The organism is Oribacterium sinus, from assembly GCF_963537195.1.
Lineage (GTDB): Bacteria > Bacillota > Clostridia > Lachnospirales > Lachnospiraceae > Oribacterium > Oribacterium sinus_A.
The window spans coordinates 1-26,195 of record NZ_CAUTEG010000027.1; the positions used below are offsets into that span (position 1 = coordinate 1).

At 44.9% G+C, this 26,195-nt stretch carries 20 protein-coding genes; 1 reads left to right on the top strand and 19 read right to left on the bottom strand.

The annotated features are described in order from the left end of the window. Positions 1-111 precede the first annotated feature (111 nt). From RYL27_RS04850 to RYL27_RS04935, 18 genes are all read right to left on the bottom strand, one after another. On the bottom strand, positions 112-1,473 hold the full coding sequence (locus tag RYL27_RS04850; RefSeq protein ID WP_314965625.1) for an ABC transporter permease: 1,362 nt from the start codon (positions 1,471-1,473) through the stop codon (positions 112-114). Continuing rightward, a complete protein-coding gene (locus tag RYL27_RS04855) occupies positions 1,474-3,576 on the bottom strand; it encodes a COG1361 S-layer family protein (RefSeq protein ID WP_314965627.1) in 2,103 nt (700 codons plus the stop codon). It abuts the gene before it with no gap. A 14-nt stretch (positions 3,577-3,590) separates the two neighbouring features. Beyond that, complete coding sequence (locus tag RYL27_RS04860; RefSeq protein ID WP_314965629.1) at positions 3,591-4,397, bottom strand: ABC transporter ATP-binding protein; 807 nt, start codon at positions 4,395-4,397, stop codon at positions 3,591-3,593. A gap of 159 nt (positions 4,398-4,556) precedes the next feature. Then, complete coding sequence (gene serS / locus RYL27_RS04865) at positions 4,557-5,879, bottom strand: serine--tRNA ligase (protein ID WP_314965633.1); 1,323 nt, start codon at positions 5,877-5,879, stop codon at positions 4,557-4,559. A 44-nt stretch (positions 5,880-5,923) separates the two neighbouring features. Next, the gene (gene rpe / locus RYL27_RS04870; protein ID WP_183682027.1) at positions 5,924-6,589 is read right to left on the bottom strand and encodes a ribulose-phosphate 3-epimerase; all 666 of its coding nucleotides are present in this window, start codon (positions 6,587-6,589) and stop codon (positions 5,924-5,926) included. Positions 6,590-6,599: 10 nt separating this feature from the next. Further along, positions 6,600-7,499 carry a ribosome small subunit-dependent GTPase A gene (gene rsgA / locus RYL27_RS04875; RefSeq protein ID WP_314965635.1) on the bottom strand — a complete coding sequence of 300 codons (900 nt, stop codon included), beginning with the start codon at positions 7,497-7,499 and terminating at the stop codon, positions 6,600-6,602. A 1-nt stretch (position 7,500) separates the two neighbouring features. After that, positions 7,501-9,543 (bottom strand): protein kinase domain-containing protein, encoded by a 2,043-nt coding sequence (locus tag RYL27_RS04880; RefSeq protein ID WP_314965637.1) that lies wholly within the window; start codon positions 9,541-9,543, stop codon positions 7,501-7,503. Beyond that, the gene (locus RYL27_RS04885) at positions 9,543-10,280 is read right to left on the bottom strand and encodes a Stp1/IreP family PP2C-type Ser/Thr phosphatase (RefSeq protein WP_314965639.1); all 738 of its coding nucleotides are present in this window, start codon (positions 10,278-10,280) and stop codon (positions 9,543-9,545) included. The genes RYL27_RS04880 and RYL27_RS04885 overlap by 1 nt, the downstream gene beginning before the upstream one ends. A 1-nt stretch (position 10,281) precedes the next feature. Beyond that, positions 10,282-11,328 (bottom strand): 23S rRNA (adenine(2503)-C(2))-methyltransferase RlmN, encoded by a 1,047-nt coding sequence (rlmN, locus tag RYL27_RS04890; RefSeq protein ID WP_314634347.1) that lies wholly within the window; start codon positions 11,326-11,328, stop codon positions 10,282-10,284. Between the two features lie 90 nt (positions 11,329-11,418). After that, entirely contained in the window at positions 11,419-12,747 is a 1,329-nt protein-coding gene (locus RYL27_RS04895) for a transcription antitermination factor NusB (RefSeq protein ID WP_314965641.1), read from the bottom strand. After that, the gene (locus RYL27_RS04900) at positions 12,740-13,444 is read right to left on the bottom strand and encodes a zinc metallopeptidase (RefSeq protein ID WP_243155800.1); all 705 of its coding nucleotides are present in this window, start codon (positions 13,442-13,444) and stop codon (positions 12,740-12,742) included. The genes RYL27_RS04895 and RYL27_RS04900 overlap by 8 nt, the downstream gene beginning before the upstream one ends. A gap of 1 nt (position 13,445) precedes the next feature. Next, complete coding sequence (gene fmt, locus RYL27_RS04905; protein WP_331667035.1) at positions 13,446-14,450, bottom strand: methionyl-tRNA formyltransferase; 1,005 nt, start codon at positions 14,448-14,450, stop codon at positions 13,446-13,448. Positions 14,451-14,455: 5 nt separating this feature from the next. Continuing rightward, the gene (gene def, locus RYL27_RS04910; RefSeq protein WP_304071373.1) at positions 14,456-14,950 is read right to left on the bottom strand and encodes a peptide deformylase; all 495 of its coding nucleotides are present in this window, start codon (positions 14,948-14,950) and stop codon (positions 14,456-14,458) included. A 14-nt stretch (positions 14,951-14,964) separates the two neighbouring features. After that, positions 14,965-16,947, bottom strand: a complete 1,983-nt coding sequence (gene priA / locus RYL27_RS04915) for a replication restart helicase PriA (protein ID WP_314965646.1) — start codon at positions 16,945-16,947, stop codon at positions 14,965-14,967. Continuing rightward, positions 16,932-18,236 carry a UDP-N-acetylmuramoyl-tripeptide--D-alanyl-D-alanine ligase gene (locus tag RYL27_RS04920; RefSeq protein WP_314965648.1) on the bottom strand — a complete coding sequence of 435 codons (1,305 nt, stop codon included), beginning with the start codon at positions 18,234-18,236 and terminating at the stop codon, positions 16,932-16,934. The genes priA and RYL27_RS04920 overlap by 16 nt, the downstream gene beginning before the upstream one ends. Before the next feature lies 1 nt (position 18,237). Continuing rightward, the gene (locus tag RYL27_RS04925) at positions 18,238-19,725 is read right to left on the bottom strand and encodes a UDP-N-acetylmuramoyl-L-alanyl-D-glutamate--2,6-diaminopimelate ligase (RefSeq protein WP_314965650.1); all 1,488 of its coding nucleotides are present in this window, start codon (positions 19,723-19,725) and stop codon (positions 18,238-18,240) included. Positions 19,726-19,735: 10 nt separating this feature from the next. After that, positions 19,736-21,403: a formate--tetrahydrofolate ligase gene (locus tag RYL27_RS04930; RefSeq protein WP_314965652.1), complete on the bottom strand. Its 1,668-nt coding sequence runs from the start codon at positions 21,401-21,403 to the stop codon at positions 19,736-19,738. Next, positions 21,404-24,034: an FtsK/SpoIIIE family DNA translocase gene (locus RYL27_RS04935; protein ID WP_314965653.1), complete on the bottom strand. Its 2,631-nt coding sequence runs from the start codon at positions 24,032-24,034 to the stop codon at positions 21,404-21,406. A gap of 246 nt (positions 24,035-24,280) precedes the next feature. On the opposite strand from RYL27_RS04935, the gene RYL27_RS04940 reads away from it, so the two are divergent. Beyond that, positions 24,281-25,618, top strand: a complete 1,338-nt coding sequence (locus RYL27_RS04940; protein ID WP_314965655.1) for a MarR family transcriptional regulator — start codon at positions 24,281-24,283, stop codon at positions 25,616-25,618. Between the two features lie 6 nt (positions 25,619-25,624). On the opposite strand, the gene RYL27_RS04945 is transcribed toward RYL27_RS04940, so the two are convergent. Continuing rightward, positions 25,625-26,195 (bottom strand): DegV family protein (locus RYL27_RS04945; protein ID WP_314965657.1); only part of this gene is annotated, 571 nt, incomplete at its 5' end.

Here is a 26,195-nt window from a genome sequence, read left to right on the forward strand (position 1 = left end):
TTTTAAGCTCGGTAGAATTTACTTCTGCACTGGAATTTACTTTTTCAATTTAGCTAGTTTTCACTCTCCTGCCTTTTCTAAGACAATTCTATATTCCTCTATCCTATTTCCTTACTCATTTCGGATAGCTGCAAGAGGACTTAGCTTCATGGCTCTTACAGAGGGGAAATAACCGGATAACATACCCACCAGCATAGCAAAGCCGATAGCAAAAAGAGCAAGCCAAGCCGGAATCAGGGAAAGCTGTCCTTCTCCGCCATTGGTAAAGCCGCTCAGCACATCGCTTCCTCCGCCCCCGGTTAAACTGTTAATAATCGCGGAAATTCCGTAGCTTAAGGCAATGCCGATTAAGCCTCCGAAAAATCCGATAAGAGCGGATTCTGTCAGGAACATATTTCGAATATCTCCCATATCACAGCCCAAAACCTTCATTACACCGATTTCCTTGGTTCTTTCGAAAATGGACATCATCATGGTGTTCATGATTCCGATGGCTGCAACCAGTAAGGAAACTGCACCGATTCCTCCCAAAACCATTTGCACCATGTTGATGGAGTCCTGGCTTTGCTTTAACCATTCCAGGTTAGAGTATGCGGAGTACCCCATATCCGTAATCGTCTTCTGAACCTCGGATACATTTTTCATATCATCTACGAAAACATAGGCTTCATCGTAGACATAGTAACGAAGAGGCTTTCCGTTCTTTCCCGTCTTGGGATCCGGAACCAGGTCCTTCTTATAAATCTTCTTTAAGAAAGCTTTCAGGGTGTCAATATCCGCATAGGCATACATGGATTCCTCACTGTAATCCTCTGCTGTACCTTCCATGACACCGGCTGTCTTAAGAATGTATTTTTTCTGAGGCTTATTGATTGCTGTCTCCGGCTGGTCTTTGCTGACTCCGTTAGGATTGGATACCTGCTTTTCCGGGAAAATGTAGAAAATAGTATCCTTCATAGGATTGGCCACATAGCTGTCCTGCCAGTTCTTCACCTTATGAAAGGAGCTTCCTACCGTATTGCCGTAAACCAATGTCAGTTCAGAATCTCCGGCAGGAGGTGTAGTTCCCTCCTTTAATTTCATCTGGGAAAAATACGCCTGAGAAACCCCCCGAATACTATAATTGGCCTCATAGGCTCCGAATTTTGCGGTAATCGGCACCTCCAGGGACGGGGAAACACCAGTTACATGGGGGATAGTCTCCAATTGCTTCAGGCTGTCATCCGTCAGCTGTACCGCCGCTTTTTTACCGGTATTATCCGCCATCCCTCCATAATTACTAATGTTAATTTTCGTTAGTGACCCGGAGTTTTTAAAGGACTGCATAAGAGATTCACTCATTCCCAGTCCCAGACTCACCATGACTACAATGGAGGAAGTACCGATGACTACACCCAAAACCGTAAGTACCGTTCGAAACTTTCTTCGTTTTAAGTTGTTAATGGCCAAGAGAAATAAATCTACTACCTTCATTTAGCTCTTCTTTCTTTTCTTACGGATGAAATAGGCGGCTCCTCCCACAACAGCAACTACTGCTCCTCCTATGCCAATACTCTTAATCGGTAGGGATGAAGTCGGTTTTGTTTCTGTAAGATCTCTGCTGGCTCCACCCGCATCATCCATGGATTCGGCCTCCGCAGCTTCCGTTACCGTCAAAGTAATTTCGGTTTTTTCCGTGGCCTTATTTCCGTTTACATCCTCATAAGAAATCTCTACAGGAATGGTAGTCTCCCCATCCGTTGCCTTAACAGCGGAAAGCATAACATCCACGGATCCTGTTTCTCCCGGCTTAATGTTTCCTACATAAGCCGTGGTCTTTTTGATGTAGTCATTTTCAAAATTGGCGGTAACATTGTAGAGCATTACACGTCCGGTATTGTTGATACTGAACATGGCATTGGCTTCATTGCCCACAGGTACGCTGGAAGGATTCACATCAAAGTTGGAAAATCCCATTCTTGCCACCTGATTTACCGGAATATCAATATCTACCTTCTCCTCCGCATTCTTAAAGTCGGGAGAATCGTATTTTTCATTAATAGTCAAAATATAAGATTTGGGATCCACTCCCGCATTAGCTTTTACATTCAGCCTAAGCTCCGTGCTGGCACCCGCCGCAAGGGAATTCACCACGTAGGAGTTAGATCCTTCGGAAATAGCAAACACGGTCTGTTCCTGAGCCTTTTCCGAGGTCAGGGTAAAGAGAATATTGCTTGCTGCAATGGAGCTGGATGCGTTTTTCATATTTAAAATCAAGGTGAACTCATCTCCGGCATAAACCTTTTCCGGCTCCGTTCTGTAGGAATCCACAATGATTCTGGCTTTACTACGGTCGTTGGCATTAAAGTCTCTCAGCTTTTCCTTCTCCACATCCACCATGTTGGGATTCTTTACATTAACAAAGAAGGAGTAGGTATCCGTAACAGACACCGTACTTCCCGGCGCCAGCTTATAGCTTACCGTATAGGACAGGGGATAAAATCCGGTGGCGGCGTTTTGCTTAATAGCCATGGAATAAGCAGGAGAAATCACCTCTCCCTTTTCCACCTTGGCATAGTCTCTGTCGTAGTTGGCTTCGTTAATGGAGAAGGGAAAATCCTTCACTGCCTCCGCCTTTGCCGCAGCGGTAAGCTGTACGGCTTCCTTTTCCGCTAAAGACATATTCATCTTAATCTTTACATCATACAGGGTCTTTCCGCTTTGGTTTCGGAAATTCACGTTGTAATTCATCGCATTGGGATAGGTTCCCACAGGGGTACTTTGATTCTCTCCCACCACAAAGGCTTGAGCCACTGTCTTAGTTCCGGAATCCTTCACTTCTCCGCTTTCCGTGATGAAAACGTTAACAAACTCGGTTTTATTCTGAGTCTGGCTGGCTCCCGGTACATCATACCAGATGGTAAAGGGTACACCGAAGTAGCCGTCACTGGTATTTCCGCTGCTGTCCTTCATCTTCAATGCATCGGAACGGACATTCACCTTAAAGGATAACTCCTTGTACTCTCCCTTTTTCAGGCTTCCCAATTTCTGCTCCTGGGTGAAAAGAGAAGCATTCACTTCGAAGGGGTAGACGCCTCCATCCACCGGATAAACGTAGTTTAAGCCGTTGTTGTAGGCATTGTTTTTTCCGGCCTTATAGCCCTCTTCCCAGGCATCCTTCTGTGCCTCACCCTGCTCATCTTCATCGGAAGAATCCTTGTAGGGATTGTTCTTTTGCGTCTTTTGGGGGCTGTTCTGGGTGGTCAGATAGCTTTGGTCGTTGGATAAACGCACTCTTACGTTATTAATCACATCGGAATTCGGATTACTAAGACCGTTTAAGCCGTTGTAACCGATACGAACCTTCACTTCCATTTCCTGTCCCGGATATCCTGTGGGCACGTCCTGAACATCATGAATAAAGGTATTCAGATTGGTATTCACATAGCCGGCATAGCTTCTTTGACTGAAAAACGGAAGCATAAGGCTAAGGCACAAAAAGAGTGAAAATAGGTTTTTCCCAATATTTTTCTTTCTATAGACTGTCTCGGTCAAAACCTTAGACATCTTCTTCCTGCTGTTATTTATCTCTTTCATCTTGCTTCTCCTTCTTACTGCTTCGCCGCATTATCTTTTATCTTTGGAAAATCCGCCGTTTCCTCCGGCTTATCCACAACGGTATAGGGCGGGGCACCGTTTTCCCGTAAAATTTCTTCTTCGATTTTGCTTTCTTTTCGAATGACGGTTTCCACAATCCGTCCGTCCACCACTCTAAGCTGTCGGTCAGCCCAGGAGGCGATATGGGGATCATGGGTAACCATAATCAGTGTCTTCCTTTGTTTCTCTACGATATTTCGCATCAAGGCCAAAACCTCTTCCGTGGTATGGGAATCCAGGTTTCCGGTGGGCTCGTCCGCAAAAATAATCTCCGGATCAATCACCAAGGCCCTGGCTATACCCACTCTTTGCTGCTGTCCTCCGGACATCTGGTTGGGAGAACGGTTGGCTTCCTTTCCGATGTTCATAAGCTCCAGATATTCCAAAGCCTTTTTGTTTCTTTCCTCTTTGGAAACCCCTCGAAACATCAGTGGCATAGCAACATTTTCCATAGCATTCAGAAAGGGAATCAGGTTGTAGCTTTGGAAAATGAAGCCTACATGCATCCTTCGAAAAGCCACAAGCTGTTTCTCATTCATTTTTTCAATGGACTCTCCGGTAATGGTGATGCTGCCCTTACTGGGCTTTTCCAGACCTGCCAGCATATTCAGGCAGGTTGACTTTCCGGAACCTGAGGTACCCACAATGGCAATGAATTCGCCCTGATAGATGTCAAAGTTCAATCCGTTTAAGGCATATACCTCCGTATCACCTATCTTGAATATTTTATATAAATCCCTCACGGAAATAATGGGTTCCATTTTTTTCCTTTCTATGCGAAAAGCCTACTTTCCCTAATACTAAGCTAGTATAGAGGATAGCCCCTTACTACGCAATGAGAATGTTTTCACAACGATAAAACCGCTTCTTTTGATAGGACAAAAGAAGCGGCATCTCCGTTACAATATTTGGAAAAAACATTAATTTAATGCATTTTTTTCTTTTTCTACGGAATTGAACTTGGGAATCAAAACTTCCTTGCCTCCCATGTAAGGCTGTAAAGCCTTGGGGATAGTTACCGTTCCGTCTTCCTGTAAATGGTTCTCCAGGAAAGCAATCAGCATTCTGGGTGGTGCCACACAGGTATTGTTTAAGGTAAAGGCTAAATGATTCTTACCATCCGCCCCCTTAACACGAATCTTTAAACGTCTTGCCTGTGCATCTCCCAAGTTGGAGCAGGAACCTACCTCAAAATACTTCTTCTGTCTGGGGGACCAAGCCTCCACGTCACAGGACTTAACCTTCAAATCAGCCAAATCTCCGGAACAGCATTCCAGTGTTCTAACAGGAATCTCCAGACTTCTGAAAAAGTCTACGGTGTTCTGCCAAAGCTTGTTATACCAGTCCATAGCTTCTTCCGGCTCACAAACTACAATCATTTCCTGCTTTTCAAACTGGTGGATACGATAAACACCTCTCTCCTCAATACCGTGGGATCCCTTTTCTTTTCTGAAACAGGGGGAGTAGGAGGTTAAGGTCAAAGGAAGGGACTCTACCGGCAAAATCTGATCGATAAAACGTCCAATCATGGAGTGCTCGGAGGTACCGATTAAGTAAAGATCTTCTCCCTCAATCTTATACATCATGGCATCCATTTCCGCGAAAGACATTACGCCGTCCACAACCTTGGAACGAATCATATAGGGAGGAATCACATAGGTGAAGCCCCTGTCAATCATAAAGTCTCTGGCATAGGAAAGCACTGCGGAATGAAGTCTTGCCACATCTCCTACCAGATAATAGAAACCGTTACCGGCTACTCTTCCCGCTGCATCTAAGTCCAAGCCGGAAAAGCTGTCCATAATATCCGCATGGTAAGGAATGGGGTAGGATGGAACCACAGGCTCCCCGAAACGCTCATTCTCCACGTTGCAGGAATCGTCCTTTCCGATAGGTACGGAGGGGTCAATGATGTTCGGAATAACCATCATTCTTTTTAAAATTTCTTCCTGTAAAGCCGGCTCCTTTTCCTCTAATTCTGCCAGTCTCTGGGAGAATGTAGCTACCTCTTCTTTAGCCTTTTCCGCTGCTTCCTTCTCTCCCTTCGCCATCAAAGCTCCGATTTGCTTGGAAACCTGATTCTTTTTACTACGAAGCTCATCCGCTTCCATCTGCACCTTTCTGGCTTCCACATCCAGAGAAATAACCTCATCCACAAGATTCAGCTTCTCATCTTGGAACTTCTTTCTTATATTCTCTTTAACAATTTCAGGATTTTCTCTCACAAATTTAATATCCAGCATTCTCTGACCCTCCTTTATTTTATTACCTTACTATAAACTGTCCCCTAGGCATTTTCAAGAACCTTATTAAAACTCTTTACCCGTTCTCCAATTTCGTCTTTCTTTCCGAATACGGAGGAGCCTGCCACAATAAAGTTGGCTCCTGCTTCCAGAATCGGAGAAATATTGTCCAATTTTACTCCCCCGTCTACACCGATTTCCAAGGGAAGGGCTCTCTCCTCTGCCATTTTCCGAAGCCTTTTAATCTTCTCCAAGGTATAAGGGATAAAGCTCTGTCCTCCAAAGCCCGGATTTACAGACATAATCAAAATATAGGAACAAATGGGAAGAATTTCTTCTATTGTGGACAGGGACGTGGCAGGATTTAAAGCAACGCCGCCTTCCATACCAAGCTCTCGTATTGCCTGCAAAGAACGATCCAAATGCTTTACCGCCTCCACGTGAACGGAAACTCTGTCTGCTCCCGCCTTTTTGTAATCGGCAAAGAAAAAGTCCGGCTCCTCCACCATCAGATGCACATCAAAAAAGGCTTTGGACTTATTCCGTAAGGCGGAAACAATTCCTGCTCCATAGGAAATATTGGGCACAAAATGCCCGTCCATAATGTCAAAATGAAAGCTTTTCGCACCTGCAGCCTCAGCTAAAGCCACATCCTCCTGTAAGGCGGAAAAGTCTGCCGCCAATATAGACGGGGATAATCGATTTTTCACGGAAACCTCCTTAATAATTCTTTCTTTCCTGTACAATCTCCTGATATAAGCTTTTGTAACTTTCGTAACGCTCCGGGGCAATCTCTCCCTTTTCCACCGCCTGTTTTACTCCGCAATCCTGCTTCTTCTCTCCCAAATGGTAGCAGGTATTATAGCGGCAGGACTGCCGATACTCTTCAAACTCCGGATAGAAATACCGCAGATTCTCGGGAGAGATATCCGGTGGAAATAAAGAGGTGAAACCGGGAGTATCCAAGACATAGCTATCTTCTCCCAGAGAGAAAAATTCCGCATGTCTTGTGGTATTCTTTCCTCTTTTGATTTTTTCGGAAAGACTTCCTGTCTCCATCCTCCTGTCTTCCAGCAGTAGATTAATCATACTGGACTTTCCCACACCGGAGGGTCCGGAAAAAACAGTGGTTTTTCCCTTTAGGAGCCTTAGAATCTCCTCCCGGTCTTCTTTCGTATTACTTTGGAAAAAATAAACGGGAATACCTGCTTTTTCATAGATACTCTGCATTTTCTCCCGATAATCCGCTTCACATTCCGATAGCAAATCTCTCTTATTAAAGAAAAGCATACAGGGAATTTCTCTTGCCTCCAGGTGCAAAAGAAAACGGTCAATTAAGGGGAAGGAGGGCTCCGGTTCCTTCACCGCAAAAACCAGTGCCGCCTGGTCAATATTACTCACTAAGGGGCGAATCAATTCATTTTTCCGAGGGAGAATCCTTAGAATCTGCCCCACCATTTCTTTTTCCGTGTCAGGAACCTCTTCCACTTCCACCATGTCTCCTACCAGGGGCTTTTCTTTCTTGTTTCGAAAAAGCCCCTTGGCATGACATTCAAAGACTCCCGACTTGGTATCCACATAATAAAATCCGCCGATGCCTTTAATTATCTTACCTGTCATCCTAAGCCTCCGGAGCGAAATCCAGATCATAGGCGGCCAGAACCCTATCCTTCTCCGCATCCACTACTTCCACGGTACCCTTGGAAAGTCCGGCAATTCCCTTGATTCGACCAATGCTTAACTGCATTTCGCTTCCGATTACATAGGATCTTGCGGCTTGCAGGGTGGTGTACCGGCTTTCTCCGTTTACGTCTTGTCGAAGATAAACTACCACTAAGACGGTACCTTCAACACCGGGACCGCCACTTCCCAAAACAACGGTTTGATTTATGCTGGATACCCAAGCCTTGCTGTTGTCATCGGAGGGGGCAAGCTTTGTACTGCTTTCCCCATCCGGACCGGAGCTTACGCTGAAGGGAATTGCCTGTCCTCTTTCCACATAGCTGTCCTTTGCTACTGACTGCTTCAGCACCACACCCTTTGCTACGCTTGTGCTGGGAATATAGGAAATCACTCCGGCTTCCAAACCGGCATCCTCCAAGGCGGAAATGGCTTCTTTCTCGGAAAGATTAGTAAGATCCGGAACTACGGCCCAGTTATCCGGAATTCCGGTACTGACTACAAGCTCCAGCTCTCCCGGCTCTGATGTATCCGCCTTGTTGGTACTGATCAGATACCCCTTTTCCACTGTATCCGACATTTGCTCAAGCACCTTGTAGGGAATCTCTCTATCCTTTAACTCCTTCTCTACCGTGCTGAGCTCCATCTGCTGAAGCTTCGTTAAGTCCTCAGGATGCTCCTTATCATAAAATACCAGTACCTTACTTCCCTTAGAAACCGTAACATACAATCGGCTTCTGACCCCATATTTTCCACTGGGGTAGGAAATAATCTGTCCTTCCTCGTATTTCTCGGAAAATTCCTCCTTTTCCGGATAAATCTTAATGTCATAAGAGGAGAGATATTTCTCCGCCTCGGGGATGGTCTTTCCCACAATATCCGGCAGTAAGCTGTCTAAGGCGGAAATGGTAATCGCCACCTGGGTGCTTTCCTCCGTTTCCTTCTCCGTTGCGCTTTCCGTCTTGGGAGAAAGATCCTTTACGGATCGAAGCATACCCACTAATTTAAAGCCTAGGAAAAGAAATACGCCCAGGATACAAACTACGGATAAAATGGCCAAGGCTTTATACAGTCGAGAAATGCCTTTATCCATTTCCTGTCTGGCCTGACGGGAAACGGACTCGTCTCCCTCATCCTGTCTGTCGTTTAAAAAACCGGCTTCCGGGTCTTCCAAAGCAAGATTTAAGTCATCCCGCAGCTCCTCCACACTTTGATAACGGGCAGAGGGCTTTTTCTGCATAGCCTTCCAAACCACATAATCTAAGGCAGGGGAAACCTCAGGCTCCAAATCCCTTACCCGGGGAATAGGATCTTCCATGTGGGAAAAAACCACCGCCATGGAATTCTCTCCGGCATAGGGAAGCTTTCCGGTAAGCATTTCATAAATGGTGCAACCCAGGGAATAAATATCGGAACGCTGGTCGGAAACCCCTCTTCTTGCCTGCTCCGGTGAAATATAATGTACGGAACCCATCACCGCCGTATTGGCTGTTTCTTGGCTTGCGGCCCTGGCAATTCCGAAATCGGCAATTTTCACCACCCCTTCGGTGCTGACAATCATATTCTGAGGCTTAATGTCTCTGTGCACAATCCCCATCTTATGAGCAGTATCCATACCTTCCACAAGCTGCAGGGCAATGCCGATAGCTTCTCGCTCCGAGCATTTTCCCTTTCTATGGATATAGTTCTTTAAGGTAATTCCCTCCACCAATTCCATGACGATAAAGTGTGTATCCCCTTCATCCACAACATCATAGGCGGAAACAATATTCAAATGATTCAGCTTTGCGGCAGCCTTGGCTTCGTCCTGGAATTTTCGAACAAATTCCTGATCCTCTGCATAATCCTGCTTTAAGACCTTTATGGCTACGGTTCTTCCTAATTTTTGATCTCTGGCACGGTATACATAGCTCATGCCTCCCTCTCCAATGAGGGCTTCTATACTATATCGATCCTGTAGCAGAGTTCCTTTTTCCCATTTCATTATCCCTGCTCCTTTCCGGGTTTCACCAAAATCAAGGCGATATTGTCTTTTCCCCCATTAATATTGGCTAAGGTAATCAAAGCCTCTCCCTTTTCTTCCAAACTGGAGTCATCCTTTAAAATCTGTACCATACTTTCCTGATCCACCATATTGCTAAGGCCGTCAGAGCAAAGGAAAAATAAATCTCCTTCCTCCCACTCCTCCTCGAAGAAGTCCACTTCCAGGTACTTTTCCGCGCCAACCGCCCGGGTAATCATGTTCTTACTCTTTTGATATTCCTCAGAGCCTCGAATCATTTTTCCTCTCTGAATCATCTCCTCCACATAGCTGTGGTCTCTGGTAACCTGGCGCAGACGATTTCTTTGAAAAAGATAGGCTCTACTGTCTCCAACGTTGGAGAAAATAATGCTGTTTCCCTCTACAAAGGCGGTAACCAGCGTACTTCCCATCCCCTGCAAATGAATATTGCTTTGGGAAAGACGAAGCAGCTCCAGATTCATCTTCTGTATTGCCTTCTCCAAGCTTCGTACCAAAGGCAGCTCTTCCTCCTGTTTCAAAAGCGTCGTTAGGCTTTCCACCAAATAGCGGGAGGCAAAGTCACCGGCTCTGTGTCCTCCCATTCCGTCTGCCAAAAGAAAAAGATTGGGAAATTTCCCCAGGGCATCCCCTGTGGCGAAAAGAAAATCCTGATTCATTTTTCGCATTTTTCCCTGATCCGTTTTTGCAAAAAACTCCATCTTAAGCCCCTTTTGTTCCATCCCTTCGTAATTGTCCGCAAGCACCGGCAATATCTGCCCCCATCTCTCTTCTTACCGTACAGGTAATACCTCTTTTCTGCAAATACTCCTGAAAAGCATACACCCTCTTCCGGTCCGGCGGTGCAAAAGTCCTTTCTTTAATAGGATTCACCGGAATGAGATTCACATGACAGGGAAAATGTTCTCCCTTCTCTCCTTTTAATAAATCCGCTAAAGCCTTTCTGTCCTCTTCTCCGTCATTTACCCCCAGCACCAAGGCATACTCAAAGCTGACTCTTCTTCCGGTTTTCTTAAAATATTCCTTTACCGCCGGCATAATTTCCGATAAGGAATAACGATTGGCAATGGGCATGATTTTTCTTCGCTGTTCATCCCTGGGGGCATGCAGGCTTAGAGCCAGTGTAATCCCATAATTTTCCTTGGCCAAATCATAGATTCTCGGTACCAGACCACAGGTGGACAGGGTAATGTTTCTGATGGAGAGATTTTTTCCCTTCTCGTCACTGATGATTCGTAAGAAACGGGTAACCTCCTCATAGTTATCCAATGGCTCTCCGGAGCCCATCAGCACCACATGAGAAATTCTTTGTCCTGTCAGCTTTTCCATAGCATAAATCTGCCCAAGCATTTCTCCTGTGGTACAGTTTCTGGCAAGTCCATCCAAAGTGGACGCGCAGAAGGCACAGCCCATCCTGCAGCCCACCTGGGTGGAAATGCAGGCGGAGTTTCCATGCTGATATCGCATGAAAACAGATTCTATTTTATGCCCGTCAGATAAACGAAAAAGAAACTTCTCCGTATCATCCATTTTAGAGCAAAGGTGTAAATCCGCCTCAGGTAAGGCCACGGAATAGCCTTCTGCAAGCTTTTCCCGCATAGCCTTAGGAATATTCGTCATTTCCGTATACTCCTCCACAGCTTTTTCATGAAGCCAGGAAAAAAGCTGCTCCGCCCGATAAGCAGGAAATCCCTCTTCCTTACACAGACTTTTCAGCTCTATAAGCTCTAAATCACGAATATTTTTCATGCCTTCCTTCTCTTGCAAGAATTACTCCTCCATCCTTTTCTGAAATTGCGTAAAATTACTTCTCCGAATTATTCCGGTACAATGTGGGGATCAATCTTCCGTCTTTCTCTGAAACAGAGCCAGATAAAAGCCGTCCGAGGGCTTCCCGGGCATAAACTTCTCTTCTTTTATCAGGGTGAAAGGGAAATTTTGTAGAATATAGTCCCGGTTCTCTTCATTTTCCTTAAAAGAAAGACTACAGGTAGAGTATAAAAGCTGTCCTCCCTTTTTCACATAGGCTTGAACCGTACTTAGAATCTCCCTTTGCAGGCTTTGCAATTCCTCCAAAGCTTCCTTAGTAAAATGCAGACGAATATCCGGTTTTCTACCGATAACTCCAAGGCCGGAACAGGGCGTATCACAAAGCACCGCATCCAAAATCCCCTCGCCTTCATGTATAAAGCGCTCATCTAAAACTCTGGCATCCCAATGCTCGATTTCCATATTTTCTAAACCAAGACGTTTTTGGTTTTCCACAATATAACGAAGTTTATCCTTCTGGGCATCTCTGGCATAAACCTTACCGCTCCCCTTCAGTAAGGAGGCAATATGGCAGGCCTTTCCTCCCGGGGCACTGCAGCAATCCAGTACCAAAGCTCCTTCTTTAAGCTTTAGGCTTTTTCCCACTGCTTGAGAAGAAAAGTCCTGTATGGTGACGGCACCGGAACGGAAACGCTCCTCCTCTAATATATTTCCGGATACCCGTTCTCCCTCTCCGGATTCATTTCGGATATAAAAGCCTCCGTCACTTTGTAAGAAGGCCTCTGCCATGGCAATCGTTCTTTCCCTGCCATAGTCTTTTAAAAAGACCTCCAAAATATCCGGAGGAAGGCATAGGGAAACTGCATCCTCCTTGGGAAGAGAAGCCAGCTTCTTTTTAATCTCTTCTTTCTCTCCTACAATCTTTCGTAAAACTGCATTGACAAAGGGAACCAGACCCTGAAGCTTTCTTTTTTTTATGCTTTTTACCGCCTCATCCACAATGGCATGCTCCGGAATTTTGTCCATAAAAAGTAATTGATAAATGGCAATTCGAAAACTTAAAAGAACCACGGGCTTCAGTTTTTTCAGTTTTACACTGCTGTATAAGGAAATCACATAGTCCAGTTGCAGATACCGCTCCAAAATCCCGTGACTGCTTCTGGTTAAAAAAGCCTTCTCTCTGTTTCCCAAGCCGGGATAGTCCGAAAAAAGCTTTCTTAAAGCAAGATGAATAAACTCTCCTTCATAAAAGACCTTTTCCAAAAGCTCCAAAAGTAACTCTCTTTCGCTCTTTTCCACTCTTGGCTTTAAGTTTTTCTTCCTCTTATCCATTTTGCCTCCGGTGGATATTCCTACATGGGCTCCGGTCTTGCTTTTCATTTTTTCAGCCTTAGTCATCTCTTCTGCCTCTTCCTCCATAGAGAATGAGTAAACGAAGAAGCTGCAATACGGAGGATGCCGCTGCCGCTACATAAGTAAGAGCCGCCGCAGTAAGGACTGCCCGAACTCCCTTAATTTCCTGGGGACTTAAAATCCCCTCCTCTTCCAAAATCCGCATGGCTCTTTGAGAAGCATTCCACTCCACCGGAAGAGTAATAATCTGAAAGGAAATTGCCACTGCGAAAACAATGATTCCCAACTGAATAAAGCCGCTTAGGCCAATCAGAAAGCCAATAAAAATAATGGGAATGGCCAGCTGTGAACAAATAGCACAAACCGGATTAATATTCCGGCTGATGACCAGGGGCATATAGCCTACCGCATCCTGAACAGCATGTCCGCACTCGTGGGCGGCAACACCGATGGCTGCAATGGAGGTGGAGTTCTCCGTGGCCTCCGACAGATTTACCGTTTTGTCCTTCGGGCTGTAGAAATCGCTCAGATGTCCTCTTACGGAAAGTACCTGCACATAGCCGATACCGTTTTTCTGTAAAATAATCTCCGCCGCCTCTCTTCCGCTGATACCTCTTTGGGAACGAACCCGGTCATATTTGGCAAAGGTGGACTTCACCAAAGAAGAGGCCAGCAGAGAAAGCCCCATGCCGATATAGACAAAAATCATTGTGGGATCAAAAAAATAGTATGAATAAGGCATCTTATCCTCCAAATCCTAGTAAGAAAGCAGGGGTATCCAAACGTTTTTTTCCTTCTACCTGAATTTCCAAAATTTCCAGATATCCTTCTCCTGTGGAAAGAAGAAGACGATTGTTCTCCTTATTGCGATACATCTTTCCTATGCCGTCTTTCTTCCGAAAGAGCTCCTTTGCTTCCTCCGAAAGACTTTCCGGTAAATGAGCAAAGAGCAAATCTTCTTTAATTTCTGAAAAGCTTTGAAAATCCTTTTCTTTTTGCCGGATAACTCTGGCTTTCCAGATTTTAAAGCTTTTTCCGTTGGGAAGAATACTGACTGCAGCAGGCCAGGGATTAAAGGCCCGAACCATGGCCTCGATTTCAACGGCGGGCTTATTCCAATTCACAAAGCCGTCCTGCTTTACAATCATACTGCAATGACTGGCTTTTTCCTCATCCTGGGCCCTTCTGGGGCAATTCCCCTGCTCTAAAAGACTAAGGGTTTCCAAAATACAATCCTGAGAAAGCAAGGAAAGGGCTTCGAAAAGACTTTCTCCTGTTTCTTCCCCCGTTAATGGAAGCTTTTTTTGAAGCAGGATGTCTCCGGTATCCAATCCTTCCGCCATCAACATGGTGGAAATACCGGTTTCCTTGTCTCTATGCAAAATAGCCTGCTGTATCGGAGAAGCTCCCCGATAAAGAGGCAGTAAAGAAGCATGGATATTCACACAGCCATAGCGGGGAAGCTCTAAAAGCTCCTTGGGAAGAATCTGTCCAAAGGCAGCCACCACAATGCAATCCGGCTTTAATTCCTTTAAATATGCAAGGAGTTCTTCGTCCTTTCTTAGACGATGTACGGAACGAACGGGAAGTCCCAGGCTTTCCGCTGCCTGCTTTACCGGCGTCTTAAGGAGATTTCCCTTCCTGTCCTTTGCTTTATCCTCCTGACTGACCACCAAGAGAATCTCATGTCCGGCCTGATGTATGGCCTCTAACCCCTTCACTGCAAAGTCCGGGGTTCCCATAAACACGATTCTCAAATCATTTCCTCCTCTTCCAGTTCTTCATATTGAACATCTTCCAAATCTCCCTCTACCTTCTCCGTATACAGGACTCCCTGAAGATGATCATACTCATGACAGAAGGCTCTGGCCAAAAAGCCGGAAGCATCCAAGCTAAAGGGCTCCATGTTCTGATTCAAAGCCTCCACATGGATATTCATGGGGCGGGTAACCTTTCCTTCCTTTCCCGGAACGGAAAGACAGCCCTCTTCTCCGCACTGCTCTTCCTCTCCCACAGCTTCAATTTTAGGATTAATGCATACATAGCGAACACCGTCTCCGATATCCACCACAAAAAGCTGCTTTAAAATCCCCACCTGAGGAGCCGCCAATCCAACACCGTTGGCGTCATACATGGTTTCAAACATATCCTGAATCAAATCTCTGGTTTTATCCGTCATTTCCTTAATTTCTTTACACTTCTTTTCCAAAATGGAGTCTCCGATGGTACGGATGCTGCGAATTGCCATAAACTCTACCCTCTCTATAAAAGATCAAACTGGAGCTGAATCAAAGAGCGTTTATCCTCTTTTCGAAGCTCCTCAACAAATAGATTTCTTAATCGAATGATTATATCATGGGATTCTTGCTTAATATAGATGATTTTCCTAAAATTATCCTTTAGCTTATAAATGGTGGCAGGGAAGGGACCGAATAACTCCGCCTTCTCCTCCTCCAATTCCCCCTGTATTCTTTTGATGGTCTTATCCAGCATCAGACTTAAAAACTCTTCCTCCTGATAGCTGCATTGGATGGCCAGCATTCTGGCAAAGGGGGGATATTCCAGTCTTTTCCGAAACTTCTTTTCCGATTGATAAAAAGCAAAGTAGTCCTGTTCCAAAGCCAGCTCCAGCACTTCCTCCTCGGGACGATAGCTTTGAATCAAGACTTCTCCGGGAAGCTTTCCCCGGCCTGCCCGACCTGCTGCCTGGGTCAGAATCTGAAAGGCATATTCCCTGGCCTGAAAATCCGACTGAAAAAACAGCTGCTCTGCCGCCATAATCCCCACCAAAGTAACTTTCGGAAAATCATGTCCTTTTACAATCATCTGGGTTCCCAAAAGAATATCCGCCTTCTCCTCGGCAAAGTCCTGTAAAATTTCTTCGTATTTTCCCTTTTTCCCTGTGGTATCTCCGTCCATACGAAGAATTCTTGCCTTGGGAAAGACTGCATGACAGATTTTTTCCAGCTTTTCCGTCCCGGTACCGAAGGGGGAAATGTAGCTGCTGCCACAGTTCGGACATTTCTTTTCCAGTTTTCTGCTATAGCCACAATAGTGGCATTGTAAAAAACCGTTTTTATGTAGGGTTAAGCTCACATCACAATGGGGACATTTTAGACTCTTTCCGCATTTCCTACAGCTGACAAAGGGAGAATACCCTCTTCTATTCATGAAAAGAATCGTTTGTTCCCCCCTTTCCAAACGCTTCAGTACCGCTTCCTCCAGTGCTTTGGAAAAAATGGAACGATTTCCCTCCTCTAATTCCTTTCGTAAGTCAATTAAAGTCAGCTTGGGTAAAATACTTCCCTCCACCGCCCTGTTTTTTAAAGTAAAGAGCCTGACTTTTCCTTCCTCCGCCTCCCGGAAAATATTGACGGAAGGTGTTGCCGAGCCAAAAAGTACCGGGCAATGGGCAAGCTCTCCCCTTTTTCTTGCCACATCCCGACTTTCATAACGGGGAGCGGTTTCCGACTTGTAGGAACGTTCCTGCTCCTCATCAATAATAATAAGCCCAAGATTGGAAAAAGGCGCAAAGAGGGCTGAACGGGGTCCCAGTAAAAGCTTCACCTCTCCGGAACGGCATTTTTCCATGCTCTCCGCCCGTTCTCCCTGGCTCATTTTGGAATGTAACACCGCCACCTGTCCGGGAAAACGTCCCTCCACCCGCATTCTGCTTTGGTGGCTTAGGGAAATTTCCGGAATCAGATAAATGACTTCCTTACCTTTGGCAAGACAGTCTTCGATTAAACGCAAATACAGCTCCGTCTTTCCGGATCCGGTAACGCCGAAAAGCAGGGCGGAAGGCGCTTCCTCCTCCTGAAAATATTCCTGCATTGCAAAAAGAACCTCCTCCTGCTCTGCATTGAGTTTTGGAGCAGGATAGGGGTTTCCATATTGTATCTTTCCCGGCTTTGTTCTGTTTTTCGTCTTCTTCTTTACCGGAAGCACGGTTTTTAAGCATTGATTTAAGGTCGTTCCATATTCCTCCGCCATCCAGATGGCCAGATCCAAAAGCTGTTTTTCTACGGAAAACTCCTTTTCCAAAGGAGAAAGAATGTCTTTAATCTTCTCTTCCGGGAAGTCTGCCAGCTCCTCAATTCCTATCACATAGCCCTTTTTCTTGCCTCTTCCAAAGGGTATCAAAACAGGATCCCCGACGGATAAGGAAAAATACGTAGGGACTCTATAGGTAAAACATTTATCGATAGATTCATGGGAAATGTCTACGATTACTTTGGCGAACAATGCTTACTCCTTATTTCTTGAATCACCTTGGAAAGAGAAAGAGAATTGGAGGCCTTAAACAAAAGCAGGTCTCCCGGCTTAATTTCCTTTTCCAACGCTATGGACAGTTCCTCCAAACTAAAGCAGGCTGTTCCGGGAAGAAGCTTTTCTCCCATAGCTTTTCGAATCTCTTCCCCCTTCTTTCCTAAAGTAAATAATGCATCAATAGGGAGAGCTTTTAAAAATTCTCCGATTTCCCGATGATAAGCAATTTCATTATTCCCCAGCTCATTCATGTCTCCAAGGACTGCAATCTTTCTCTTTGCCCCTTCCTCTGAAGCCAGGACCTTTAAGGAAGCCTTCATGGAATCCGGAGAGGCATTGTAGCTGTCATCGATAATCAAAATGCCGTCATCTGTGGAAAGTCTGCCGCCCCTTCCCTTTAAGCCCTGAAATTCCTGCAAGCCCTGTAAAAGCTTTTGTTTGTTTAATCCCAGGGAAAGGCCTATAGCCATGGCTACAGAGGCATTGTCCTCCATATGCTCTCCGGGAACGGAAAGGGGAATCTCCTCTTGCTTCTCGTAGAAGAAAAGCTTTAACTTCTTCTCGCCCAAGAATCCCATGGCTCTGATTTTCTCTTCCGTAAGCGTTCCCAATATAGCATCCTTCTTCGGCAAATAAAGAGAAACTTCCTTTTGATTTCCTTCCAAAATGTGCATTTTCTCAAAGCAGGTATTTTCCTTGGTTTTTAAATTCTCCAAATGGGCGGAACCGATATTGGTAAATACCGCAATATCGCAGGAAGCAATCTCCGCAATCCTATGCATCTCCCCGGGGATGGAGATACCTAACTCAATGACACTGATTTCTTTATTTTCCTTAGCCATGGAAAACAATGTAATAGGAAGCCCAAGCTGGGAATTGGCATTTCCCTTGGTTTCAAAAACCGACTTCTCCATGGAGAGAGCCTTGGCAATCATGGCTCTGGTGGTGGTCTTTCCTACGGAGCCGGTTACGCCTATGACTAAACCGGAATATAGGCTTCTGGCATAGCCTCCCAAGGCCTGTAAAGCATCAATGGTACTTTCCACCGGAATAAAACGTACCTGGGGATATTGTTTGGAAAGTTCCGAACAATCCTCCTCCGTAAAAATAAAGGAAGCCCCATGCTCTATAGCCATGGGGATAAAGCGGTGTCCATCCTGCTTTTCTCCCTTGATGGGAACAAAGAGTCCCTTCCTGCAATCCTCCCGGGAATCCAAAATAATCTTGTCTACAGAGGAAAATATCTCCGAAAAAGGAATCTGCATCTTATTTTCCCTCTCTTTCCGCCTCTTCCAAAATCACTTCTCTATCTACAAAACGGGTAAATGTTCCATTTACCTCATTATATTCTTCATGTCCTTTTCCGATAACAGCAATAAGATCCCCCTCCCGGGCCTGATCCAAGGCATAGCGAATCGCCTCTCTACGATCCTCAATCTTCACATAATTCTTGCTCTTCTTCGACAAAGTGCTTTCAATATCGGCAATAATGTCCATGGTTTTCTCATAGCGGGAATTGTCTGCAGTAAGAATGGTAAAATCCGCCATTTCTCCTGCAACCTCTCCCATGCCGTAACGTCTTTCCTTGGCACGGTTTCCGCCACAGCCAAAGACTACAATCAGGCGTTTCGGCTTGTAGGCCTTCAGGGTTTCCAAAAGATTCTTCATACCCATGGCATTGTGGGCATAGTCCACCAAAACAGTGTAGCCCCCTCTTTGCAGCACAACTTCCATCCTACCGTTTACCTGAATCTTCCGTAAGGCGGATTGCACCACTTCTTTTTTGATTTTCAAAAGCGAGGCCAGAGAAATTGCCGCTAAGGCATTATAAACATTGTATCTTCCCGGCAGATGGTTCCAAATCTCCCAATCCTCTTCTCCATGTCGAAAATGGAATCTACAGCCCAGAAAATCATGCCTATGTAAGTCTTCAATCTCCGTAGCCATAAAATCCGCCTGTTTCTTTAAGGCAAAGCTAAAGCAGGGGCACTCCGCATTTTCCATAAATTCTTCTGAAAAATCCGCATCAAGATTCACCAGTCCCGTCTTGGACTGGGTGAAAATTCTGGACTTGTAATACTTATATTCCGCAAAATCTTTATGCTCATTTTCTCCGATATGATCCTCTTCAATATTGGTAAAAATACCATAATCAAAAAGGATACCGTCGGTTCTATGCATCTTAAAGCCCTGGGAGGAAGCCTCCATAACTACGGCATTACAGCCCTTTTCCTTCATTTTCCGGAAGGTCTCCTGTAAAGTATAAGATTCCGGGGTGGTATTTCTGCTTTCTTCATGGATGCCGGCATAATCGATTCCGGTGGTTCCGATGAGACCGCAATTGTAGCCCGCTTCCGTAAGAATTGCCCGCACCATACTGGCTGTTGTGGTTTTTCCCTTGGTACCGGTGATGCCGATCATCAGCATCTCCTTGGAGGGGTAGGAAAAATAAAAGGCTGACAGCTCCGCCAAAGCCTTTCTGCCATTTTCCACCTGTACAATGCAAAGGTCTTCTCTGTTCTGCATTTCCTTCGGTAAATCGGGAAGATCTTTCTCCACCACAAATACACGAACACCCTTTTCCAAAAGCTCCGGGATTTTATCATGGGAATCCATGGTACTTCCCTTCATGCAAAGAAATAAATCCCCTGCTTTTGCCTTTCGAGAATCATAGGAGAGGGAGGAAAACTCCTCCCTCTCTCCATCTCCCCGAAGGACTTTCGCTTCGCTTAAACAAGACAACCAGCCCTTCATCTATGCCTCCTTAGAAAATACCTACAATCTTTTCATTTTCAAAGCCAATCTTTTTTGCTGCCGGTTCCTTTGGCAGACCCGGCATCGTCATGACATCGCCTGCTAAGCATACCACAAATCCTGCTCCTGCGGAGAGGGAAAGTTCACGAATTTCAATCCGGAAATTCTTGGGTCTTCCCAATAGATTGGGTTTATCGGACAAACTGTACGGCGTTTTTGCCATACAAATCGGAAAATTGGAATAGCAGGATTCTTCCAGCTTCTTTAATTCCTCTCTAGCCTTATTCGAATACTCTACCCCGTCGGCACCATAAATTTCCTTCGCCAAAAGTTCAATCTTCTGAGAAATCTTCTGCTCCGGAGTTTGCAAAGTATGGAAATTCACTTCCCCGGCTTCCACAGTTTCCAGCACTGCCTTAGCAAGCTCTTCTCCTCCTTCACTTCCCTTTCCGTAAGCTTCCATGATGGCGCAGCGAACGCCTCTCTGTGCACAGAAATCCTTTAAGAACGAAAGCTCCCCCTCAGTATCTGTAGCAAAACGATTTACTGCCACAACTGCAGGAACGCCGAATTTCTTTACATTTTCGATATGCTTTTCCAAGTTCTCTAAGCCCTTTTCCAAGGCTTCACGATTCTCCTTGGAAATCTCTTCTCTCGGAAGTCCGCCGTAGTATTTTAAGGTACGAAGGGTAGTTACGATTACGGCACAAGAAGGCGTTAATCCGGCTGCCGCACACTTAATATCAAAGAACTTCTCCGCTCCCAGGTCGGCACCGAAGCCTGCTTCGGTAACCAGAAAATCTGCTAAAGCCAAGCCCATCTTGGTGGCCCTTATGGAGTTACAGCCATGAGCAATGTTGGCAAAGGGTCCACCATGGATAATGGCAAGGTTTCCTTCCAGACTTTGCACAAGATTAGGTTGCATAGCATCCTTTAAAAGAACCGCCATAGCTCCGGTACATTCCAAATCCTTTGCATAGACTCTCTCGCCCTTCTTGTTATAGGCTACTACGATTTTGTCTAAACGCTCTTGTAAATCCTTCATATCCTTGGAAAGACAAAGAATAGCCATGATTTCAGAGGCTACCGTAATCTGGAAATGATCCTCTCTCATAGCACCGTCCGCCTGATTTCCCAATCCAACGATAACATTTCTTAAAACTCTATCATTCATATCCAAACAACGCTTCCAAAGAATCTTTTTGGGGTTGATTTCTAAAGCATTGCCCTGATGAATATGATTATCCAATACTGCGGCCAGTAGGTTATTGGCAGAAGTGATGGCATGGAAGTCTCCCGTAAAATGAAGGTTAATGTCCTCCATGGGAGCAACCTGAGCATATCCGCCTCCTGCTGCACCACCCTTTACACCGAAGCATGGTCCAAGGCTGGGCTCTCTTAATGCCACAATGCTCTTCTTTCCTAAACGGTTCAACGCATCATTTAAGCCGATAGATACTGTGGTCTTTCCCTCTCCTAAGGGCGTGGGATTGGTGGCGGTAACCAGAATCAATTTCCCCTTCTGCTTTCCTTCCTGGGCAGAACAAAAGCTTTGGGATAATTTTGCTTTATACTTTCCGTAGAGTTCCAGATTCTCTTCGGAAATCCCATAATTTTTAGCCACTAAAGCGATTGGTTTCAGTGTTACCTCGTGAGCAATTTCTAAATCTGATTTCATTTACTCCATCCTTTCTGTAGACAGTAACTCCTCAAATTCTTCCATGTTCATTAAAACCTTTCTGGCCTTGGTGCCTTCCTCCTCTCCAACGACATGTTCCGCAGCCAACTGATCCATTATCCTTGCCGCCCGATTAAAACCGATGCGGAATTTTCTTTGTAAAAAGCCGATACTTGCCTTGTCCGTTTCAATCACCAGTGATCCGGCCTCCGCAAAAAGCTCGTCTCTATCGCTCTGACTTCCTCCCGTCTCTTCCGTGGCTTCCTTTTCCAGGCTCTTAGAGATGGAATGGTTATACTCCGCTTCTCCTTGAGACTTTAAAAATTCCGTGACCTTAGCCACCTCTTCATCCGATACAAAGGCTCCCTGTACTCGGATAGGCTTGGGTAAATTCTGAGGGAAGAAAAGCATATCTCCCTTTCCCAGAAGCTTTTCCGCTCCATTCATGTCGATAATGGTACGGGAATCCACTCCGCTACTTACGGAAAAGGCAATGCGGGAAGGAACATTTGCCTTAATCAGTCCCGTTATGACATTGACGGAAGGTCTTTGGGTAGCAATAATCAAATGCATTCCGCAGGCTCTTGCCAGCTGAGTCAATCGGACAATAGAATCCTCCACTTCCGACGCCGATACCATCATCAAATCTGCAAGCTCATCAATAATGATTAAAATCTGGGGAAGAACGGAAAGTCCCTCCTTCTCTCTTTCTTCCTCGGTAAGGCCACGTATTTTTTCGTTGTAGCCGGATAAGTCTCTTACACCGTAAGCGGCAAATTTCTTATAGCGACTTGTCATCTCCGCCACAGCCCAGTTCAATGCCGCAGCAGCCTTTTTCGGATCCGTAACCACCGGAATAAGCAAATGAGTAATGCCGTTATATACCTGAAGCTCCACCACCTTAGGATCCACCATGATCATCCTGACCTCTTCCGGACTATAGCGATAGAGTATGGACATAATTAGAGTGTTGATGGAAACGGATTTTCCCGCTCCTGTAGCTCCTGCCACCAGCAGGTGGGGCATCTTGGCAATATCCGTTACCACCACCTTGCCTCCAATGTCTTTTCCCACACCAAAAGCCAGTTTCATCCGGTTCTCCTGAAAGGCGGGAGAAGACAGAATATCTCCCAAATATACAACCTGGCTGTTTTTATTGGGAACTTCAATTCCCACCGCAGACTTTCCCGGAATAGGCGCTTCAATACGGATATCCGCCGCCGCCAGTCGCATCTTAATATCATTGCTTAAAGATACAATCTTGGCTAATTTTACCCCCTGCTCCGGTTGCAGCTCGTAGCGGGTAACGGATGGTCCTACAGAAACATTACTGATGCTTACGGTAATGCCGAAGCTCTTTAGGGTTTCCTTCAAGGTCTGGGCATTTTTCTCGATTTCGCTTCGCTTTTCCTCTTCCTGACTATGGGAACGCTTCAAGAGGGAGAGCGGGGGGAACACGTAGGGTTTTGCAGCCTTTTCCGGAACGGAATCCACTGTTAACTCTTCCTCTTTCTTCTCCTGAATACGCTTTTGTAAGTTTTCATTATCGGAAGCAATTCTTCGGCCATCGGCGGTGTAGACAACTCTGGAGGAAGGGTCTCCCTGTAAAAGACGCTTCTTCAGTTCCTCTTCGTCCAAGGGCTCTTCTTTCATAGACTGTTCTTTCATAGACTGTTCTTTCATAGACTGTTTTTTCAAAGACTGTGACTTTGGAACTGCGTCTATCTCAGAAAGGTCCTCCGGGAAAAACTCTTCCGCTTCCGAAGAATCTGATAAGCCTTCCACCGTGAAGGAATCCTCTTTCCAGTCTTCCTTCTTACTGTTTATTAAATCCAGTTCTTCCTTAACACTTAGTAAGTCAGAACGGAGCGCTTCCTTCTCCTTATTTTCTTCCGCCTCTAAAAGAGAAACTTCCCTCCCTTCCTTAAAATCTTCCAAATGAAAGTCGGTGGTTTGAAAATCTGCCTCTCTCTCTTCCCGTCTCGATCTTCTTTCCTCCAAAGCTTCTCTTGCAGTTTGAGAAATTCTCTGTAAATCGCTTTTTGCCCTTCTTCCCGCCTTTTCCGCAGTCTGCACGGAAAATAAAGCAAAGAGACTCATCAGGGGCTTTTCGGTAATCATTACCAAACATAGTAATATAGCGAAAAACAGCACAATCATAGCTCCAAGACTACCTAAAAATTGCTTTAAAAATAAAAGAAAGATCCCGGGTAATACTCCCCCTTCGGTCAATAAATCCGTTAAATCTTCAGGAATACTCTTTCCTAAAATAAGTACAGGAAGAAAAGCTCCCAGAAAAATATACAAGAAGCAAATAAAAGGAATCTTCCTCATAATCATCGGATTGTTTCGATTTGCCATGGTAAAGGCAACAAGGAAAAATAAGACAAAGGGAAAAAGAACACTGAAGGACCCGAATAAAAATACAAGTCCCTGTGAAAGTCCCTCTCCCACAATTCCGCAAAATCCTAAATTGCTAAGTAGCAAAAGTAAAGAAACAAGGAAGGATAAAATCAAAATGGCTTCTTCTTTGAGTCCTGCATATGCATTTTGTTCTACATTCCCTTGTATAGCTTTTTTTCTGCTTGTACCTTTACCTGTTTTATTTTTATTTGTCCTTTTTCTCGCCATAAAACCTCACAACTACTATTTCTTTCCAGTGCATTATATAACATTTTCAAGACAAAAAAAAGCCAAGGCGCCCCTTGCGATATAGCCCCTGTAATCCCATACGAAATAGCCCCTGTAATAAAGATAGCTAATCCTAAAAAGTCTAAGGAGTCAGCTATCAAGGAATGGGTTACTAATTAAAGACATAATTGACTTTGTCTTAAATGCAAGATAAAATCTTAACATTACTGTGGAAGGGAGAACAGCATGATTCATGTAGCGATTGTCAGTCCGGAAAAATCTTTGGAGCCTATAGAAAAGGTCCTGCAAGACCCCTCCTTTGATTGCCAATTTTTCCCCTATATCTATAAGGACTTAAAGGATATTGACAGCATCTATGAAGACTGTAAAAAGAAATGTGATGTGATTTTCTTTTCCGGCGAACTGGGTTACCACTATATTCACCAGCGTTTTCCGGATAATCGTATTCCTTGTGCTTTTACCGCCTACGAAACCATTGATGTTCTTTCCATTCTGCTGCAATTTCAAATCGAACATCGGGATCAGCCATTAAACCGGGTATTCTGTGACTTCTTAACTGAAACCAACCATTTTATGGACATCCCCAAATATTTACCGGAAAAATCCTGCCCTATCTTTTACAAGGATCACCATTATGATTACAAGCATATCACCGAATATGCCAAAAACCTATGGAGCAAAGGAAAAATTGACTTGATTCTTTCTCGAAGCATCAATAATCTGGGGCAGCTGGATCAATTGCAGATTCCTTATATCGCCGTCTTCCCTAATGAAGAAATGATTCGAAGCTCTATTCAACACGCCTTGGACGAACTTCGTTTAGGCAGTATTGCAGAGCAAAATCTCCTCAGTATTTTTCTTCGCCTTCCCTTTACGGAGGAGGTGGAAAAGGAAGAACAGGAATATCGGGAAGCCACTGTTTATAAGTTTTTAACGGAATATCGAAAAGAAAGTCATTTACATTTTGATATCGAAAAAGGCTTTAATCAATTTTCTATCCTTTTGAGCATTTCCATGGAAAAAGATCTGATGCCTATGCTACAGGAATTTCTTTCCGCCTGCAGGAAAAATCTGAACTTTCCTTTCCGTATGGGTATAGGCTTAAGCCATTCTAAGGAACGAAGTCGCTATTATGCGGAGCATGCCCTTTTGGAAAGTAATCGTTACGGAAGAAATGACGCCTTTTTTATGGAAGAGGAAGGAAAGCTGCTTGGCCCTCTTTCCCAGAAATTAAAATTGCTGGCTGATTACAGTAATCCGAAGGCAATAGAATTTGCAAAAGAACAGGGTATTCACGAAAGTAATATCCTGAAGCTTATCAGCCTTTTTGAAAACGATCCTCTGCAAGCACTTAGTGCCCAATATATCGCAGAGCTTCTGGCCATCACCCCCCGCTCCGCCAGCAGAATTCTGGCAAAGCTTCTACAGCTAAGGTTAATTCGTCAGGGACAGCTGGAGGAAGGAGAATCCTTGAAAGAAAAAAAGAAAATGCGACACGGCAGACCCGCATTGCATTTTCATTTCGAAGAAGAGGCTTTCCGCAAAACCTTTTTTATGGAGTAAAAAAGCTTATCTGCCTTCTCTTCCGAAGAAAAAGCACGCCACGGTGCCGGGACCGGTATGGCAGGCAATGGTGCCGCCAATCACGAAGGTCTCAATCTTCGCCTTCGGATAGCGTTCCAGAATCTTCTCCTTTAAGCTTTCCACATCCTCAGGGCAGGCGGAATGACAGAGAAATACCTTCTCCTCTTCCATAAATCCCTTCTTTTCCATCTTGGACAGCAGGTTATTAAAGGCCTGCTTTTTTCCTCTTGCCTTTTCGATAGGTTTTAGGGTTCCCTCTTCTGTAATCATGATAATGGGACAGATATTCAGTAAACCGCCGATAAAGCCGGCCGCCTTGGAGATTCTTCCTCCCTGGATAAAGAAGCGGAGATCTGAAGTAAAGAAATATCCATGTAAATGATTTCTGTATTCCAGAATCTTCTCAACAAGCTCCTCCATGGAAAGTCCCTGGTCTCTCAAATCTGCTGCCTTATCCACCAAGAGTCCGTAGCCTACAGAGGCGGAAAGAGAGTCTATAATCTCAATCTTTCTATCCGGAAATTCCTCCAGAAGAATGTCCTTAGCAATTTCACAG

What these genes read in the sequence shown, in the direction of transcription:
- RYL27_RS04850 (WP_314965625.1), bottom strand. Translation starts at nt 1,473, where the DNA reads ATGAAGGTAGTAGATTTATTTCTCTTGGCCATTAACAACTTAAAACGA.
- RYL27_RS04855 (WP_314965627.1), bottom strand. Translation starts at nt 3,576, where the DNA reads ATGAAAGAGATAAATAACAGCAGGAAGAAGATGTCTAAGGTTTTGACC.
- RYL27_RS04860 (WP_314965629.1), bottom strand. Translation starts at nt 4,397, where the DNA reads ATGGAACCCATTATTTCCGTGAGGGATTTATATAAAATATTCAAGATA.
- serS (WP_314965633.1), bottom strand. Translation starts at nt 5,879, where the DNA reads ATGCTGGATATTAAATTTGTGAGAGAAAATCCTGAAATTGTTAAAGAG.
- rsgA (WP_314965635.1), bottom strand. Translation starts at nt 7,499, where the DNA reads ATGACAGGTAAGATAATTAAAGGCATCGGCGGATTTTATTATGTGGAT.
- RYL27_RS04880 (WP_314965637.1), bottom strand. Translation starts at nt 9,543, where the DNA reads ATGAAATGGGAAAAAGGAACTCTGCTACAGGATCGATATAGTATAGAA.
- RYL27_RS04885 (WP_314965639.1), bottom strand. Translation starts at nt 10,280, where the DNA reads ATGGAGTTTTTTGCAAAAACGGATCAGGGAAAAATGCGAAAAATGAAT.
- rlmN (WP_314634347.1), bottom strand. Translation starts at nt 11,328, where the DNA reads ATGAAAAATATTCGTGATTTAGAGCTTATAGAGCTGAAAAGTCTGTGT.
- RYL27_RS04895 (WP_314965641.1), bottom strand. Translation starts at nt 12,747, where the DNA reads ATGACTAAGGCTGAAAAAATGAAAAGCAAGACCGGAGCCCATGTAGGA.
- RYL27_RS04900 (WP_243155800.1), bottom strand. Translation starts at nt 13,444, where the DNA reads ATGCCTTATTCATACTATTTTTTTGATCCCACAATGATTTTTGTCTAT.
- def (WP_304071373.1), bottom strand. Translation starts at nt 14,950, where the DNA reads ATGGCAATTCGCAGCATCCGTACCATCGGAGACTCCATTTTGGAAAAG.
- RYL27_RS04920 (WP_314965648.1), bottom strand. Translation starts at nt 18,236, where the DNA reads ATGCAGATTCCTTTTTCGGAGATATTTTCCTCTGTAGACAAGATTATT.
- RYL27_RS04925 (WP_314965650.1), bottom strand. Translation starts at nt 19,725, where the DNA reads ATGAAGGGCTGGTTGTCTTGTTTAAGCGAAGCGAAAGTCCTTCGGGGA.
- RYL27_RS04930 (WP_314965652.1), bottom strand. Translation starts at nt 21,403, where the DNA reads ATGAAATCAGATTTAGAAATTGCTCACGAGGTAACACTGAAACCAATC.
- RYL27_RS04935 (WP_314965653.1), bottom strand. Translation starts at nt 24,034, where the DNA reads ATGGCGAGAAAAAGGACAAATAAAAATAAAACAGGTAAAGGTACAAGC.
- RYL27_RS04940 (WP_314965655.1), top strand. Translation starts at nt 24,281, where the DNA reads ATGATTCATGTAGCGATTGTCAGTCCGGAAAAATCTTTGGAGCCTATA.